Source organism: Paenibacillus sp. MAHUQ-63 (assembly GCF_028765165.1).
Lineage (GTDB): Bacteria > Bacillota > Bacilli > Paenibacillales > NBRC-103111 > Paenibacillus_E.
This window is the reverse complement of sequence record NZ_JARADB010000005.1, coordinates 292,524-308,354: the sequence shown is the minus strand read 5'-3', so window position 1 is coordinate 308,354 and position 15,831 is coordinate 292,524. Positions and strand designations below refer to the sequence as shown.

Annotated in this window: 17 protein-coding genes; 12 read left to right on the top strand and 5 right to left on the bottom strand. The window is 51.1% G+C overall.

From position 1 onward, the window contains the following. The first annotated feature begins 1 nt into the window (after position 1). Genes yycF through PUT07_RS27305 form a run of 5 tightly spaced genes read left to right on the top strand, consistent with a single transcriptional unit; the run spans position 2 to position 5,604 of the window. On the top strand, positions 2-724 hold the full coding sequence (yycF, locus tag PUT07_RS27325) for a response regulator YycF (RefSeq protein WP_274471942.1): 723 nt from the start codon (positions 2-4) through the stop codon (positions 722-724). A gap of 2 nt (positions 725-726) precedes the next feature. After that, entirely contained in the window at positions 727-2,559 is a 1,833-nt protein-coding gene (walK, locus tag PUT07_RS27320; protein WP_274471941.1) for a cell wall metabolism sensor histidine kinase WalK, read from the top strand. Beyond that, positions 2,556-3,845 (top strand): YycH family regulatory protein, encoded by a 1,290-nt coding sequence (locus PUT07_RS27315; protein ID WP_274471940.1) that lies wholly within the window; start codon positions 2,556-2,558, stop codon positions 3,843-3,845. Before walK ends, PUT07_RS27315 begins: the two co-directional genes overlap by 4 nt. 42 nt (positions 3,846-3,887) lie before the next feature. Further along, on the top strand, positions 3,888-4,730 hold the full coding sequence (yycI, locus tag PUT07_RS27310) for a two-component system regulatory protein YycI (RefSeq protein ID WP_274471939.1): 843 nt from the start codon (positions 3,888-3,890) through the stop codon (positions 4,728-4,730). Between the two features lie 55 nt (positions 4,731-4,785). After that, a complete protein-coding gene (locus PUT07_RS27305) occupies positions 4,786-5,604 on the top strand; it encodes an MBL fold metallo-hydrolase (protein WP_274471938.1) in 819 nt (272 codons plus the stop codon). On the opposite strand, the gene PUT07_RS27300 is transcribed toward PUT07_RS27305, so the two are convergent. Further along, entirely contained in the window at positions 5,555-5,782 is a 228-nt protein-coding gene (locus PUT07_RS27300; protein WP_274471937.1) for a hypothetical protein, read from the bottom strand. The genes PUT07_RS27305 and PUT07_RS27300 overlap by 50 nt on opposite strands. 249 nt (positions 5,783-6,031) lie before the next feature. Between PUT07_RS27300 and PUT07_RS27295 the strand changes: the two genes are divergently transcribed. From PUT07_RS27295 to trpB, 4 genes are all read left to right on the top strand, one after another. After that, positions 6,032-7,255, top strand: coding sequence for a S1C family serine protease (locus tag PUT07_RS27295; protein ID WP_274471936.1), 1,224 nt, complete (start codon positions 6,032-6,034; stop codon positions 7,253-7,255). Between the two features lie 29 nt (positions 7,256-7,284). Beyond that, a complete protein-coding gene (locus PUT07_RS27290) occupies positions 7,285-7,452 on the top strand; it encodes a CxxH/CxxC protein (RefSeq protein ID WP_274471935.1) in 168 nt (55 codons plus the stop codon). Between the two features lie 63 nt (positions 7,453-7,515). After that, on the top strand, positions 7,516-7,995 hold the full coding sequence (gene rlmH / locus PUT07_RS27285) for a 23S rRNA (pseudouridine(1915)-N(3))-methyltransferase RlmH (RefSeq protein ID WP_274472004.1): 480 nt from the start codon (positions 7,516-7,518) through the stop codon (positions 7,993-7,995). A 296-nt stretch (positions 7,996-8,291) separates the two neighbouring features. Next, positions 8,292-9,452, top strand: coding sequence for a tryptophan synthase subunit beta (trpB, locus tag PUT07_RS27280; RefSeq protein WP_274471934.1), 1,161 nt, complete (start codon positions 8,292-8,294; stop codon positions 9,450-9,452). Between the two features lie 164 nt (positions 9,453-9,616). On the opposite strand, the gene PUT07_RS27275 is transcribed toward trpB, so the two are convergent. Further along, positions 9,617-10,126 carry a dihydrofolate reductase family protein gene (locus tag PUT07_RS27275; RefSeq protein WP_274471933.1) on the bottom strand — a complete coding sequence of 170 codons (510 nt, stop codon included), beginning with the start codon at positions 10,124-10,126 and terminating at the stop codon, positions 9,617-9,619. After that, the gene (locus PUT07_RS27270) at positions 10,123-11,013 is read right to left on the bottom strand and encodes an alpha/beta fold hydrolase (RefSeq protein ID WP_274471932.1); all 891 of its coding nucleotides are present in this window, start codon (positions 11,011-11,013) and stop codon (positions 10,123-10,125) included. The genes PUT07_RS27275 and PUT07_RS27270 overlap by 4 nt, the downstream gene beginning before the upstream one ends. A gap of 136 nt (positions 11,014-11,149) precedes the next feature. Between PUT07_RS27270 and PUT07_RS27265 the strand changes: the two genes are divergently transcribed. Next, positions 11,150-11,503, top strand: a complete 354-nt coding sequence (locus PUT07_RS27265; RefSeq protein WP_274471931.1) for a winged helix-turn-helix transcriptional regulator — start codon at positions 11,150-11,152, stop codon at positions 11,501-11,503. Between the two features lie 165 nt (positions 11,504-11,668). Next, positions 11,669-12,130, top strand: coding sequence for a phage tail protein (locus PUT07_RS27260; RefSeq protein ID WP_274471930.1), 462 nt, complete (start codon positions 11,669-11,671; stop codon positions 12,128-12,130). Positions 12,131-12,179: 49 nt separating this feature from the next. On the opposite strand, the gene PUT07_RS27255 is transcribed toward PUT07_RS27260, so the two are convergent. Both PUT07_RS27255 and PUT07_RS27250 read right to left on the bottom strand, forming a co-directional pair. Next, positions 12,180-13,742, bottom strand: a complete 1,563-nt coding sequence (locus PUT07_RS27255; RefSeq protein WP_274471929.1) for a choice-of-anchor I domain-containing protein — start codon at positions 13,740-13,742, stop codon at positions 12,180-12,182. 153 nt (positions 13,743-13,895) lie between these two features. Then, the gene (locus PUT07_RS27250; protein WP_274471928.1) at positions 13,896-15,257 is read right to left on the bottom strand and encodes a catalase; all 1,362 of its coding nucleotides are present in this window, start codon (positions 15,255-15,257) and stop codon (positions 13,896-13,898) included. A gap of 189 nt (positions 15,258-15,446) precedes the next feature. On the opposite strand from PUT07_RS27250, the gene PUT07_RS27245 reads away from it, so the two are divergent. Continuing rightward, positions 15,447-15,824: a BlaI/MecI/CopY family transcriptional regulator gene (locus tag PUT07_RS27245; RefSeq protein ID WP_274471927.1), complete on the top strand. Its 378-nt coding sequence runs from the start codon at positions 15,447-15,449 to the stop codon at positions 15,822-15,824. Positions 15,825-15,831: the final 7 nt, after the last annotated feature.

Here is a 15,831-nt window from a genome sequence, read left to right as displayed (position 1 = left end):
TTTGTTTGGGAAAATTCTCGTGGTGGATGACGAACAACCGATTGCAGATATTTTGAAATTTAACTTGGAAAAAGAAGGGTATCAGGTCATATGTGCCTATGACGGCGGGAGCGCTGTCGAGCTTGCTTTCTCAGAGCAGCCCGATCTAATTCTATTGGATCTTATGCTGCCCGTGAAGGACGGCATGGACGTCTGCCGGGAGGTACGTTCGAAGCTGAATACGCCGATTATTATGCTTACAGCCAAAGATACGGAGCTGGACAAGGTGCTGGGGCTGGAAATGGGCGCGGACGACTATGTGACCAAGCCGTTCGGCACGAGGGAGCTGCTGGCTCGTGTGAAGGCGCATTTGCGCCGGCAGACGAAGGCTGTAGCGGCACCGCCGAGCGAGGCGGATACGCAGCGCAACGGCATGCGAATTCACGGGCTGTTCATCGACAACGACATGTACATGGTGTACAAGGATGGCGCACCGCTCGATTTGACGCATCGCGAGTTCGAGCTGATTCAATATTTGGCCAAAAATTCCGGTAAAGTGATGACGCGCGAGCACTTGCTGCAAGCGGTGTGGGGCTTTGAATATTTCGGTGACGTTCGTACCGTCGACGTGACGATCCGGCGGCTCCGCGAGAAGCTGGAGACCGACCCGAGCCGTCCGGAGTACATCATGACGCGCAGGGGGCTCGGTTATCTCATGCGCAGCCCGAAAGCCGGAGGCTTCTAAGCATGAAGGGCATCCGCTTCTTTCAATCGATTCAAGCGAAGCTGATCATTGTGTATGTCCTGCTCATTCTGATTGCGATGCAGCTCATCGGGGTTTATTTCTACAAGACGGTGGAGACCTACTTCAAGAATGACTTCCTGGTATCGCGCAACAGCCAGGTGACGCTGCTGGCGGGCTTCGTCGGCTCCTACTTGACGGGGGACCAGGACAGCAAGAATGCGGCGGAAGGCAAGAAAACGTACGCGGATTTGAACGAGTTCGTCAGCAATTTATTTTCTATTAATAATGCGGAGATTCAAATTATAGATGCTAACGGGAACGTGATATCGACGTCGGTTCCCAATCATCTCAAACAGAAGAATACACAGCCCGAGGTCATTCGGGCCTTGCAGGGCATTAAGGAGAATCAACGGATCTTCACCGATGAGGACGGCTACCGCAAGGTGATCATCGCCAAGCCGGTCGGCAGCGGCGTGCGCGTGCTGGGCGCCGTCTACTTGATCGCTTCGATGGAAGACGTCTACAAAACCATCCGGTCCATTAACCGGATTCTAATCTCCGGCACGTTGATTGCTCTAGGCTTGACGGCGATTCTCGGCGTAATCCTCACCAGCACCATCACCAATCCGATCAAGGAGATCACCAGGCAGGCTACGGCCGTCGCGGAAGGGAATTTCGACCAGCAGGTGAATATCCAAGGGACCGATGAGATCGGGCAGCTCGGGCATACATTCAATTTCATGATGAACCGGTTAAGGGAAGCGCTCTCGCTCAATGAAGAAGAGAAGGAGAAGCTCGCTTCGATCCTGACGAATATGAACGACGGCGTCATCGCAACGGATGACAAAGGGCATGTCATCGTGTTGAACCGGAGGGCGAAGCAAATTCTCCAAACGGAGGAAGAGGCGACGCTGGGCCTCGATATCTCCGAAGTGCTCGGCATACCGAAGGAGACGATTGAAGGGCTGCTTCACGGCGAAGTGCAAACAACGCTGCTCGATGTGGAGCTCCCCGATGACGATGAGGCGCTCTCGGTACGAATCACGTTCACACCGATTCATCGCCGTGGAGAAGGGCAGAGCGGGATCATCGCCGTGCTGCAGGATGTCACGGAGCAGGAGAAGCTGGAGCAGGCCCGGCGCGAGTTCGTGGCCAACGTCTCCCACGAGCTGCGTACGCCGCTCACGACGATCAAGAGCTATCTAGAGGCGCTGGATGACGGCGCTATTGAAGAGCCTCAGCTGGCTTCGCGCTTCATCAGCGTGACGCGCAGCGAGACGGAACGAATGATTCGCCTGGTGACGGATCTCCTGCATTTGTCCCGCCTGGACTCCAAGCAGTCGATGATGAGCAAGACGAAGACCATGGTGAACGAAATGTTGGAGGAGGTGGCCGACCGGTTTTCCTTCCAACTGCAGCAGCGCAAAATCGATATTTTCATTCGCGTGGAGCCCGGCGTGACCAGCTTGCGGCTGGACCGGGATAAAATCGATCAGGTACTCGATAACCTCGTATCGAATGCGATTAAATATACGGGAGACGAAGGGACGATCCGCTTGGAAGCGCGGAGGCTGGAGAAGGATATACTGGAAATCTCCGTCCAGGACAACGGAATCGGCATTCCGAAGAAGGATTTGAGCCGGATTTTCGACCGGTTCTACCGTGTCGATAAAGCGCGTTCGCGCAATATGGGCGGTACGGGCCTAGGCTTGTCCATTGCCCGGGAAATAGTCAAAGCCCATGGGGGCACGATCAGCTTGGAGTCGGAGCTGGGGCAAGGAACCCGGGTTGTCTTCACGCTGCCGATTCTGCAAGAGGAGGAAGATGAGCTGTGATTGAAAGTGTAAAGTCTATCTTGCTTGTCGTCCTGATTGGAACCTCTTTGTATCAGAGCTTTCTGCTGGCTTCTTATAATCCTCCGAAGATCGAGCCCATCCAACAGAGCAATTATATGCAAACGGAGACGCTCGGAAAGCAGGCCGAGCTGCAGGATATGCTGTTCCCCGATCAGATTATCGTGCATTTGGGCAACCAGCAGCATTCTGTGCTCTACCCGAGCAACTATTACTATACGCGGTTGCTAGACAACATTAAGCAGCGGAGTTTCAAAGGCTTCCGCAAAACTTCGATGTATTTGGTCAATGTGAACTGGGAGGACGTCAGGTCGAAGCAGCAAGGGGTCGAGATCCGGTTCAATGACGGCATGCCGTTCACTGTGCTTCAGCAATTGCTGCGGATTGAGGGCGAGCTGCCGGCGGATAACGATAAAGTAACCCGGATTTGGATTTATTCCAAAGGGAATAACGAGGATGTTCGTGCCTTCTTCTTTACGGATTCGCCGGGCGTAGGGTATGAGGTCATCGGGGCCGACTTCACGAGTAAAGACGTGGAAAATTTCGCCGCTTTCGGCGATGTGACCAACTTGTACAAATCAACGAACAGCGGAGATTATTACCTGCCGGTGAAACCGCTCAAGCTGCCGAATTTCACATTCAATTATACGCAATTAACGGCGGATCAATTGAAGCAGAGCTTATTCGTCGATCCGGGCATTACCCGGTATCTCAAGGAGCGCGACGGTTCCGAGATTTATACGGACAGCAAGCGCGGCTTCCAGCTGAACCGGGATTTGCGGTGGATTACGTACTCCGATCCCGTAGCGCCGGTGGAAAGCAAAAGCGATGTGCTCGAGAATTTGGTTGCCGGCATTAAATTCATTAACCAGCATATCGGCTGGGATGGCAAATATATGGTGGCGAGCACGCCGGAGAAGCAGCTGTTTGAGAATCAAGCTTTCACGTTCCGCCAGTATTATGAATCTCTGCCGATCGTCACGACGCAGCCGGAGGGGTTCGGTTCAATGAAACTGCAGGTACAGAAGGGAATTGTAACCGGCTTCGAGAGGTCGATGATTATTCCTGATCTCAAGACGGCTCTGCGCCGCGACGGTGAGCTCATGTCCGGCGACGCGCTGGAAGAACGGCTGCAGTATTATCAGCGGCGCTCGAGCATTGTCTCAATCTTCCCGGCCTATCGTCCGGTCGTCGCAGAGAAGACATTGACACTGCTGCCGGTATGGGCGCTTGAGCTGCGGGATGGGACCTATGATTTTATCGAATAATCAAGCAGGCATTCAAACCATTACGGAAAGGTTGGTGAGACCATGAATTGGAGCAGGGCCAAAACGATTCTGATTTGTTCTTTTTTACTGCTCAATATGATTCTTGGCTTCCAGCTGTGGTCTACCAATCGCTCCAACCAGACGGAAATCGCGCTCGATGTCTCGGGAACGCTCGAAGAAATGAACCGGGCGCTCCACAGCAAGAACATTCGGTTAACGGCGGAGCTGCCGACCGATGTGATGAAGCTGAAGGTTATTACGGTGAAGTATGACGATAATTTCAAGCCGACTGAGGAGAAGGCGTTGAAGACGCCGCTGAGCATGAGTGCGCTGCTAGGCAAAGGAGCCAGCAAAGAAGTGCAGAAGCAATCGGAAATCCCGAATTTCAACCTGTACCAGCTGGATTCTGCCGTAAGTAAGAGTGGTGTCTATGTGTTCAACCAGTTGTACGGTAAGCTGCCGCTGTTCGATGTGAATGTCGAGCTCAATGAGAAGAATGGAGAAATTACCAGTTACCGACAAGCTTACGTTGAAGTAGAATCAGGAGTGGAGCAGACGGAGCAGAAGCTGATTCCGGCGCAGCTCGCGGTCAGTTCGCTGGCGGACAATTATTTGAGCGAAGGCTCGATAATTACGGAGGTCCGCTTGGGCTATCACGGGCAGCCATACAACTCGCAGACGCAGCCGATGTTCCCGCACTGGCGGATTACGGTTGATAATCGAGATATTTATTATCTGCAAGCGTTCAACGGCGCAGTGGAATCTCCGCAAAAAGGATCGGACGTCCTACCGTTCGGTACGCAGGGGGACAGCGGGAAGCCGGGGAGCACGATCGGCCCCGGGAATTCCGCCGGCCCTAGCAGTCCGGACAACAAGAAGCAATAAACGATTTACATAGGTTTATAAGCGTGGACATGGAAGCATAGAGGAGCAGGGTAAGATGGGTATAAGATTTACAGTGCTGTCGAGCGGATCGACAGGGAATGCAACGGTCGTTGACAATGGGGAAACGAAGGTGCTGATCGATGTAGGCTTCAGCGCCAAGAAGATGGAACAGCTGATGAAGGAACGCGAGCTCGCGGCCGACAGTATTGACGCCATTGTGATCACGCATGAGCATTCGGATCATATCAAAGGCTTGGGCGCGCTGGCGCGCAAGTATGATCTGCCGATCTACGCCAACGAGAAGACGTGGGTCGAGCTCGACCGTCAAATCGGCGTGATCGCGGATGAGAACAAGCGGGTCATGGAAACCGGAGGATCCGTTGAATTCGGCACGCTGCGCGTGGAGTCCTTCGGCATCTCGCACGATGCTGCAGAGCCGGTGGGCTACTGCTTTTATGAAGGCGAGCAAAAGTTAAGCGTTGTGACGGATCTAGGCTATATGAGCGAGAAGGTGAAGGAGAAGATTACGGATTCCGACGCTCTGGTGCTGGAGACGAATCATGATGTGGACATGCTGCGGGTCGGGCATTACCCATGGAGCATCAAGCGACGCATTCTCGGGGATAAGGGGCATTTATCCAACGAGGCTGCAGGGGAAGCGCTTTGCGATGTGCTGACGAATAGAACGAAGTCCGTCTACATGGCGCATTTGAGCCGCGACCATAATTTAATGGATTTGGCCAGGCTGACGGTGAATAACATAGTACAAGAGCGCGCCCCTGAGTCTAAGCAGCTAAGGCTGATGGATACTTATTTTGACCGGTCTACGAAATGGGATGTATTGGGTTCGCATTCGGATTCGGACTTGGAGTAAGCGCCGCATCGATTTCTTTGGATTTGAGCTGAATTTCTTGGGGGGTTATGATCCCTTTATCAATAAGCGTTTGAATGAGAGATGAGAGTATCAGCGATTGGTGGTACTGGCTGTCTTTGAGATCAGCGAGCTTGCCGATCATGTTGATTTCGTCGAGATGGGATGGAATCCGGTTCATAGGGAGCATCTCCTTTAATTTCCGATTTAAAAGTTTAGGCAGACTCTAGTATTTCCTTGAGAGATTTGGTTTACTATTATTGTAGGCAAGAACGGAACGAAACATTCCTATTTTTTGCAAAAATAGGTTGCCGTGGCGAATGGGGCTGCAGCATCTGGCTAAGTGACTGAGTGACTGAGAAATGGCAGAGACTGCAGTGGCTTTCATACCTGTAGCGACAGACCCCCGACAGCAAAGGAGGGACCCCCTGTGAGTTTGTTTGATGATGATTTTTACTCGACCAAAAGAACTAAGCATCGCCAGCCTGTGTGGCGCCCGAAAGGTTCTGGCGCATTCGCGAGCTTCGCGGAACGCAGAAGAAATGTGGCCCTTGCTGCAGGGGTGGGCGGAGCGTTAGCCATGCTGCTGCTTGTCGGAATCGTCAACGGGTTCGGAGACAGCGAATCGTCTACCGAAGCGACGGCCATACCGGCTGCAGCAGCTAATGCCGAAGTACGCCCTATGAATATTAACGATTCGATCGTAGCGGCAACGGAGAGAATCAAACCGGCCGTGGTCAGCGTGATTTCTTCGAAGAAGGATGATAAGGGCCAAGAAAGCGGCATAGGCATCGGATCCGGTGTTATATTCGCCCGCAATGGCGATAAAGTGCGAATTGTCACGAACAGCCATGTGGTGGAGAACGGCAACCAATTCGAAATGGTCAATTTCCAAGGCGAGCATCGCAGTGCAACCCTGGTCGGGCGCGACCGGGTGACCGATCTGGCCGTGCTTGAGGCGGATGGCAAGGACATTAAGGTGCTTGCGGAATTTGGCGATTCTGAGACGCTGCGCGCGGGCGAGGTGGCGATTGCTGTCGGGAACCCGCTAGGTCTGGGGTTCTCGCCGACCGTAACGCAGGGCATCATTTCATCGCCTAAGCGGACGATTCCTGTAGCGCTGTCCCGCGAAGGTACGGACTACGATTGGGAAATGGATGTGATCCAGACGGACGCAGCCATTAACCAAGGGAACAGCGGGGGTCCGCTGGTTAATATCGATGGGAAGGTCATCGGCATTAACTCGATGAAGATATCCGATACGGGCGTGGAAGGTCTGGGCTTTGCCATTCCGATTAACAGCGCGAAGCCGATTATCGACAATTTGATTACGGACCACAAGGTGAAACGGCCGCTCATGGGTGTGTCTACGCAGGAGCTGCAAGCTTTTAAGGGGACGGATGTATTAAAGCTGCCTGCAGAGGTGAAGACTGGAATTATCGTCTTCGATGTTTCCGGCCCTTCCAAGGAAGCGGGTCTGAAGCCACAGGATGTCATCATCCAATTGGACGACCGGAAGATTGACTCCACGATCGCGCTGCGTAAATATTTATACAACGAGAAGCACATCGGGGACAAAGTGAACGTGGTGTTCTATCGCGGCGGCAAGAAAATGAACACGGTGGTCACCTTAGTGGAAGCAACCGATAAATAAAACAGGAATGTATAATGAGAGGTAGCTGCATGCACGTAGTTTGCAAAGATCATGTCGAAATCGCGATTGATGAATTTGTCGATGAATACGAAGAGGCGCCGGACATTGTGGATTTGCAGAAAACCCACTTCGCCAATTGGGAGCCTCCGACACACTGTGAGCATTGCAAGGAATTAGCGCGATTTCTGGTTGTTTGAGGGAAGGCTTAGGCCTTCCTTTTTGTTTTGGCGATTGGAAGAGAAGGAAAAGGAGTTGGCGTCATGCAGATACAGATTTTAACGGTTGGGAAGCTGAAGGAGCGCTATCTCGTTGATGGGATCGCGGAGTATGTCAAGCGCCTTGGGCCGTATGCCAAGGTCAGCATCGTGGAGGTGCCGGATGAGAAGGCGCCGGAGAACATGAGCCCTGCCGAGGAGCAGCAGGTGCGGGTCAAAGAAGGCGAGCGGCTGTTGGCCAAGCTCGGCTCGGACGTTTACGTCATGGCGCTGGCCATCGACGGTGAGATGTGGTCGAGCGAGCAGCTGGCGGCGTCGCTCGACCGGTTGGCCACCTATGGACGGAGCCAAGTGGCCTTCGTGATCGGCGGCTCGCTGGGGCTGTCGAGCGAGCTGCTGCGCCGTGCGGATATGCGGCTGTCGTTTGGCCGCATGACGCTGCCGCACCAGCTGATGCGGCTGGTGCTGGTGGAGCAGATTTATCGCGCTATGCGGATTAATCGGGGGGAGCCGTATCATAAGTGACAATAAGTTTTTCAAATAAATTTTTTCGTAATGTAGAAATTAGACCAGCAGATACGACATTATAGTAACTAAATTGAGATTTAAAACGGATAAAGATATCTCCAGAGGACACCCAATTGGGGTACCCTCAAAACTTACCGAGGATACTGGAGCCTGTTTTTGTATAGTTGGGGAGAGCTTTCTTATATTCAATATGGGCCGTTCCAGACAACGCGGAGAGTTATATCAGTAATTTATGGTAAGATAGTTGAGTGTGGAAATTATTCCTATTCCTAACTTAGTGGAGGCGCTTACCTATGGACCAACAATTGCAGCAAGAGGGATACTTTGGGGAGTTTGGCGGCAGCTTCGTCCCGCCGGAATTGCAAGAAGTGTTGAATTATTTGAGTGAGCAATTTTACAAGTTTAGAGATGACCCGGAGTTTAAGGAAGAGCTCCGCTATTACCTGCGCGAATATGTTGGCCGCGAGAATCCGCTGACGTATGTAGAGCGGTTATCCAAAGCTTGGGGAGGACCCAAAATATACTTAAAGCGTGAGGATCTGAATCATACCGGAGCGCATAAAATTAACAATGCGATTGGCCAGATTCTGCTTGCGAAGCGGATGGGTGCCAAGCGGATCATTGCCGAGACTGGTGCCGGACAGCATGGAGTTGCTACGGCAACGGCCTGCGCCATGTTTAATATGGACTGTGTCATTTACATGGGTGCTGAAGATACGCGCCGGCAGGCGCTAAATGTGTTCCGAATGGAGTTGCTCGGCGCAACGGTTGTGCCGGTTCATAATGGCCAAGGACGATTGAAGGATGCAGTAGATGCTGCGCTGGACGATCTGGTTCGCAATTATAAAAATACGTTTTATTTGCTCGGCTCCGCAGTTGGTCCACATCCGTTTCCGACGATGGTCAAGCACTTTCAGGCGATTATTAGCGAAGAGTCGAAGCTGCAGATTATGGAAAAGGAGGGCCGCTTACCGGATGCCGTAGTAGCCTGTGCAGGTGGTGGCAGCAATGCCATTGGTGCTTTCGCTCACTACATCGATGAGCCGACAGTTCGCTTGATCGGTGTTGAGCCTGATCAAGCGCCATCCTTAACCCAAGGTGTCCCAAGTATCATTCATGGCTTTAAGTGTTTAGTGCTGTTGGACGAGGAAGGCCAGCCAAAGAAGACCTATTCGATTGCCGCGGGACTTGACTATCCGGGAATTGGGCCGGAGCATAGCCACCTGAAGGTGACGGGTCGTGCAGAATATGCAACTGTCACCAATGAGGAAGTACTGGAGGCCTTCCAGGAGTTATCTCGCACGGAGGGGATTATCCCTGCCCTAGAGAGCGCGCATGCGGTTGCATACGCAAAGAAGCTAGCGTCGACGATGAGTCAGGATCAAATTATTATTGTTAATCTGTCCGGCCGTGGGGATAAGGATGTTGAGCAAGTGTATCAAATGCTCAAATAACACAGGGTATGCATTACTTATTACAATACAATAGAAATAGACATGCAAGAGGGGAAGGGCGTCCAATTTGGGCGCCCTTTAATTTCGCCGTACAGATGTTATGCTGAGCCGAGATACGAAAGCGTCAAAATGAAGTTTAGAATGCATGGCCCAGCCTTTACAAGTTAACGTTCTAGCGAATATCTCAGTTGAACGACATCACCGCCGAGGGGTTTGCAGTCCAGTAATTGCAAATGTTTATACTTATAGTTCTCTTTATCGATTAACAGATTTAACCCTTTCCCCTCCAACACGGGCGCCACGTTGAATATCAATTCGTCTACCAATTCTTGGCCTAAAAATGAATTGTGGATTTCAGCGCCGCCACTAATGAGAACGGTTTGATGACCTTTCCGTTGCAGGTAGTCCAAGGCTTCCTGAGGAGATCTGACGATCTTTACGCCGGGAATTTCCGCGGCACTCCTGGAAATCACGACAATATCTACTTCGCCAAAAGGCCCCCCAGCGCCATTTCCGCGCATACCTTCAAAAGTCCGTCGCCCGACAACGAAGTTCCCAGCCGCTTTCGCTTGTGTGGCGAAGTCATCCAACGCTTCTTTCTTCGGTGGGTTTTCAGGGCCGGATTGAGCATAATTGCCGTTGGCGGTTAAAGTTGCCCACAAAATCGTTTTCATTGAAATACGCCTCCTCTTGTTCTCTTGAATATACTTCGAATGGATGCCGCTACCCGGTCAGGACGATCCTCTTGCACATAATGGGAGGCATCTTCCAGAATTTCGGTTTCGTTCAGCGGAAAATATTTTTGCCATTTAGCCATCTGTTCAGGCGGGAACCCGGCACTGTCTTTTGTTCCCCAAAGAATATGTGCGGGTAAGTCGTTCAAATCTGACAACTTCGATTCAATGCCGGCGAGCCAAGTCCGTGCTTTGCGGATCTGCCTCGGGAATACCCATGTCGGTTTTCTGGATTCCGGGGTGGGGAATGGGTCTGTATAAGCTCTTCGCAAACTATTCGTGACTTTGTCGGTCTGGTATATCCCGTGCGGAACAATAACTTTGGCGAAGAAATTGAACCGTGTCTGAAGCCAATAACCGATAGGCCGGCCCCCCATTGCGAGCGAGAACAACTTCATCGGCCATATTTTTGCAGGCCAAGCCCAAGTGTTCATCACGACAATGCCGCGCAAGTTAGTGCGATGTCGTACCGCGTAGTTCATGCCGATCGGTCCTCCCCAATCTTGAACCACTAATATAAAATCCTTTAAATCCAAATAGCGAATCAGCTCTTGAATGGCTACCGATTGCTCCTGCGGCGTAAATCGGTAGCCAGCCGGCGCTTTCGACATTCCAAATCCGGGGTAATCAGGGGCGATAAGACGAAAATCCTCACGAAGCTCTTTGATAACGTTTCGATAAAGATAGGACCATGTGGGGTTACCGTGTAGAAGAAGAACCGTCGGTCCTTGACCTTCATCGAGATAATGGATATGCCCATCCCGGTAAGACAGCCAATGATCTTCGAACGGGTATTCCGCCGGATCCAATTCAAATGGTCGATCCATGAATAATCACTCCTTTTGCTTGCCTGCATAATTTTCCCACTTCTTGATTCACATCATAACGGCTCTGTGGTACATTTGAAAAGTAGTTACATTAAAGTGCAATAGTTTCAAAAAATGAACTATGGAGGAATCGCGAATGGAAATGGATAAATCCTGCCCCGGCACGGTCGAGCCCATTCTTGAAATACTGGACAGTAAGTGGATGCTCCTTCTCTTGTTCGAGTTGTTTAACGGTAACCGGCGGTTCGGGGAATTGCGCCGCAAGCTGCATCCGATTAGCCCGAAAACATTGACGGATCGGCTACGGCTGCTAGAGGGGAAAGGACTCGTAACGCGCACGTTGTATCCCGGCGTACCGCTGCATGTCGAATACGATTTGACGGCGTCTGGGCAGGGCCTGCAGCCGATATTCGCCGCCATGTGGACGTGGACGCAAGAGCATGGCTCCTATTTACGGAAAGAGACGAACGAGATCAATCAGACGGACTGATAGTTATTTTAGCGAATAGTCTTTACAAGACACCGAAAGGTGTCATATAATCAAAACAGACACCAAATGGTGTCTAATTAATAAGAGGTTCTGAGCGTGAACAACTCTTGTAAATGAATTAAATGACTAGCACTAGGAAATAAAGAGATAAAAGGAGAGATGATTATGTCCTATATCGTTGATTTCAAAAAAGTGTCTAAGGTTGGTTTAGAGTCTTCACCTGTAGTTGAAGCGCTTGCCGGTTTACGTGCCAATGAAGCTCGATACTTTATGAACAAATACAAACATGAATTTACGGTTGTACCCGCGAGCGAAAGCCAGGAGACGCTTAATTATGTGAACCAAATTTTGAAAGAGCGTCAAATCGAATTTGCGGCCAAACCTTTAGAGACATCGCGCTTTCAGGTGGAAAATATTAAATTTGCCTATGTCTTTTATGAAGACGGGCTTGCGCTCAATGTCATGTACACAATTGATGACCCTAAGAAGCGGGCTGTTGGTTTTAAACTGTCGGAGGGGATGGAAGTGCCGCAGGAGTTAGAAGGAAAGTTTAAGTTTGCTAGGCAGAAGTCTGCATTGGCAGGAACAATCCGGGGTTCGTTTTTTGTAATCAAAGGAGAATATTAAAGCTGTAAAACAAGGCCTTCTTATGACAGAAGGCCTTGTTCGTTATCTTTTATTTGACTCCATAAAAGCTGATGGTTCCCGAAACCTCGTCCGCACTCACGAACAGATCTCGCCCGTTCACCTTGTGAATGCCCTCAGGGGAAACGCCGGCGCTAGGGATCAATCCTTGGTAAATCGGCTTAATAGGATCCGTCACGTCAAAGAACAAAATCGCATTGTCCCTCTCGGCGGCTACGGCCAGCAGCTGTTTGCCGTTGATTTCGCCGATCGTGACATTCTCCACTTCCGAGCCGCGGTTAGCGCTGCGATCGTCCGGGTATAAGCCGGCTTGGGCTGCTTTCAAGTCAACCAGCTCCTTGCTGTCGTACACCGGTTTGCCGTCAAGATCCCAGACCATGATGTTCCGCCCGCCGGACTTCACGCCATCCTTAAACTCATCCTTACCCAAATCGCCTTCATTCGCTGTGACCAGGTATTTGCCGTCTGCCGTAAAGACAATGCCGTCCGGTTCAGGGCGGGCTGTCAATTCATCTTGGAAAGACACCTTATCGTCCTTCTTCAGGTCCGCCAAATGCTTGGTTGTCCCGAGACCGAAGGTTTTCGTTATTTTCTTTGTTTTCAGATCTACGATAGCGATCGCATTATTTTCTTGAAGCGTTACCGCTGCCGTCGCGCTGTCAGGACTAATCGCAACATATTCCGGTTGGGGATCGTGAAGGTAAACGGCACCGCCGCCGGTTTGACTCAAATCGATGGCTACATCCGTCAATTCTCCCTTCGTCGCGTCACCTGCCGGCAATGTCAAGATGGCAATCGAACCCGGCCGCTTCGTAGTAGGCATGTCGATTTCCTCTGTAGTCGGGTCGATCTCTTCGTCCTCAATGGCGATAACTGCGTATTGTCCGTCCTTCGAGACAGCGATGGAGTCAGGGCCGATACCTACTTCATAAGTTTTGACAGTTTCTAGGGTGGACAGATCGACTACGGCTACGAAGCCTTTGCTAGGGTTGGATACATGATCTCCCGTCCGAACTGCCGCCAAGGCGAATTTACCGTCAGGGGTTACAGCCACACTGGTAACTTCAGCTTTATCGGAGACGGATTTGAAGCTGATTTGTTGCACATCCGACACCTTCGTTACATCCTCGATGTTCAGTACGCGAATGCTGCCCAGGTTGGCTTCGGTCACGATGAGACGTTTGCCGTCCGGCGTGGAAGCGGCGATTTCCGCCTTCTGGGATGGCATGGAATAGGAGCCGAACAGCTCAAGTCCGGATTGGTTCTGTTCAGCGACCACTTTGTCGCGGATAAGCTTGAAGACTTCCTGCGAAATGTAAGCAGTATCTTTAGAAATGTATGGTTTCTGGCTCAATTTGAACGCTTTGCCTTGAAGGGTGGCATTGTCCTGATCGATAGCGATAGTTGCTTGTATCCCGCTCACGTTAAGGGTGACCGAACGATCTTGCTCATTCCATGTTACCGTACCTTGCATATTCTCGATTGCTTTCCTCAGCTGGATATCGTCGGTATTCGCGCTTGCGGTGCCGATGCTCAGACTCGCGGCTAGCACACAGCCGGTAATGGCAGCGGCAATGTTATTTTTATTAATCAACGTGTACACCCCTCTAAAGTAAAGTTCTATGAAGCTTACTACTATCATAGAAATCTTTTGTAAACTCTATTAGAACTATATGTAAATATTACGTAAAAATAGATGGCTAACATGGAAAAGGGGCACCCCGATCGGGGTGCCCTGGCTGTTCTCTCATCTACTTCCATGCATTTGTATCTTTGTGGCGACTCGTTCGCCAAGTTCGGCTGATGCTTGGTACAGATATCTAAGCACAGTATGTTGCGTCCCGTGTGATACCTGGGCAAGATCACCGGCTAGATGATCGGCCAAGTGCTCCCGCTGCAACGGTGCAAGAGCAAGATAGAACTGACCGGCTTGCGTGAAGTCGTCTTGCTTGGAGATGTCGGACCGTCCGAGACGTCCTTCGACGAATCTGCCGTTACCGCTGGTCACAAGCGATTCAGGCGACCAGTTCTGCTGATGATTGATCGGAATATGGCGGAAGTCCGGTCCCAGCCGCCGCCGCTGTGAATCCGAGTAAATATTGGCACGCCCCTGCAGCAGCTTATCATCCGATAACTCGGCGCCTTCGAGCAGGTTGGAAGGAGAGAAGGCTAACTTCTCTACTTGCTCCTTATAATTATGCGGATTGCGGTTTAAGATCAATCTGCCAACCGGGTGCAGGGGATATTGCTGCTCATCCCATACCTTCGTAGGGTCAAGCGGGTCGTAAGGGAGAGACGCCTCGTCCACAGGGTCCATCAGCTGTACGTAAAGGCCGTATTCAACTGTGTTTCCCGCGTTCAGCGTGTCGAAAAGATCCTTGCCTGCATAATCGGGATTCTCGCCGGCAAGCCGGGCAGCCTCTTGTTGGTCGATGTACTGCACGCCCGCAAGCGGCATCCAGTGATATTTGACATAGGTGCGGACGCCTTGTGCGTTCTTCCATACGTATGTATTGACGCTGTGACCCGAGATGTGGCGAAAGCTCTTGACGGTGCCAACGTCGGAGTAGAGCCAAACGATAAAGTTCGTGGATTCCGGAGTCTGGGCGACGAAGCTCCAGAATCGCTCCGGGTCAAGGAGATTATTGACCGGTGATGGCAGGAGGGACTTGATGAATGCCGGGAAGCGGATGGCGTCTCGGACAGAAAATACAGGGATATGGTTGCAGACAAGATCGAAGACGCCCTGATCCGTATAGAACTTAGTGGCGAACCCTCGCACGTTGCGAGGTGTATCCGGCGTGCCTTTATTGCTGACGGCAAGGGAGAATCTGACCGTGACGGGCACCTGCTGACCCGGATTTTGCAAGAAACATAGCTGTGTGTAGGCCGACATGGCATTCACGGTCTGAAAGCAGCCGAATGCGCCATAACCTTTGACATGTACAGGCCTCTCCAATAAATTCGAATGGACAAAAGTCTCCAGCGTTTCATGCAGGACACTGTCCTGTTCCAATACGGGGCCTCTTTCGCCAACTGTCTGCGAATGTAAAGCCGCCGGTGTATCTCCCGGCCATTGGTCAGGGTGATTCCCCTTATTCCCGTTCATCTCGCAACCTCCCATGCCGCTCTGCAATTTGTATGGACATATTAAAGGTATGAATAGGTTCAATGGGAATATGACAAGGTAGAGAACTGATTCGGACGGAAGCTGCGTTGAATTTGACAATAGAAGATTACACTTGTAATATGGATGTTGTATTACATATGTAATCAATCGATGCAAGGAGGTACAAGGATGAGCCAAATTCCCCAAATTTCGGACGCGGAATGGGAAGTCATGAAGGTTCTCTGGTCTAAGTCGCCCAGATCTGCCAATGAGGTCATAGAGGCCTTAGAAGACTACACGGACTGGAAGCCCAAAACGATAAGAACGCTTATGAACAGATTAGTACAGAAAGGGGCGATTGCTTATTCGCAAGAAGGCAAGGTGTATGCCTACTATACGTTGGTCTCCGAAGACGAATGCGTCAGGTCGGAAACGGCCTCCTTCTTGAAAAGAATATCTGGAGGCGCCTTTAAGCCATTGCTGGTCAACTTTCTAAAAGAAGAAAAATTGTCCTCGGAAGACATCAAAGAATTAAGACATATTCTCGATGATAAAGCCAAGGAGTAAGTGCTCC

Bases quoted from the DNA above. Each gene is read 5' to 3' on its own strand.
- PUT07_RS27305 (WP_274471938.1), top strand. From the start codon at position 4,786: ATGGGTATAAGATTTACAGTGCTGTCGAGCGGATCGACAGGGAATGCA.
- walK (WP_274471941.1), top strand. From the start codon at position 727: ATGAAGGGCATCCGCTTCTTTCAATCGATTCAAGCGAAGCTGATCATT.
- PUT07_RS27250 (WP_274471928.1), bottom strand. From the start codon at position 15,257: ATGAACGGGAATAAGGGGAATCACCCTGACCAATGGCCGGGAGATACA.
- PUT07_RS27270 (WP_274471932.1), bottom strand. From the start codon at position 11,013: ATGGATCGACCATTTGAATTGGATCCGGCGGAATACCCGTTCGAAGAT.
- PUT07_RS27290 (WP_274471935.1), top strand. From the start codon at position 7,285: ATGCACGTAGTTTGCAAAGATCATGTCGAAATCGCGATTGATGAATTT.
- PUT07_RS27275 (WP_274471933.1), bottom strand. From the start codon at position 10,126: ATGAAAACGATTTTGTGGGCAACTTTAACCGCCAACGGCAATTATGCT.
- rlmH (WP_274472004.1), top strand. From the start codon at position 7,516: ATGCAGATACAGATTTTAACGGTTGGGAAGCTGAAGGAGCGCTATCTC.
- PUT07_RS27300 (WP_274471937.1), bottom strand. From the start codon at position 5,782: ATGAACCGGATTCCATCCCATCTCGACGAAATCAACATGATCGGCAAG.
- trpB (WP_274471934.1), top strand. From the start codon at position 8,292: ATGGACCAACAATTGCAGCAAGAGGGATACTTTGGGGAGTTTGGCGGC.
- yycI (WP_274471939.1), top strand. From the start codon at position 3,888: ATGAATTGGAGCAGGGCCAAAACGATTCTGATTTGTTCTTTTTTACTG.
- PUT07_RS27260 (WP_274471930.1), top strand. From the start codon at position 11,669: ATGTCCTATATCGTTGATTTCAAAAAAGTGTCTAAGGTTGGTTTAGAG.
- PUT07_RS27245 (WP_274471927.1), top strand. From the start codon at position 15,447: ATGAGCCAAATTCCCCAAATTTCGGACGCGGAATGGGAAGTCATGAAG.
- PUT07_RS27265 (WP_274471931.1), top strand. From the start codon at position 11,150: ATGGAAATGGATAAATCCTGCCCCGGCACGGTCGAGCCCATTCTTGAA.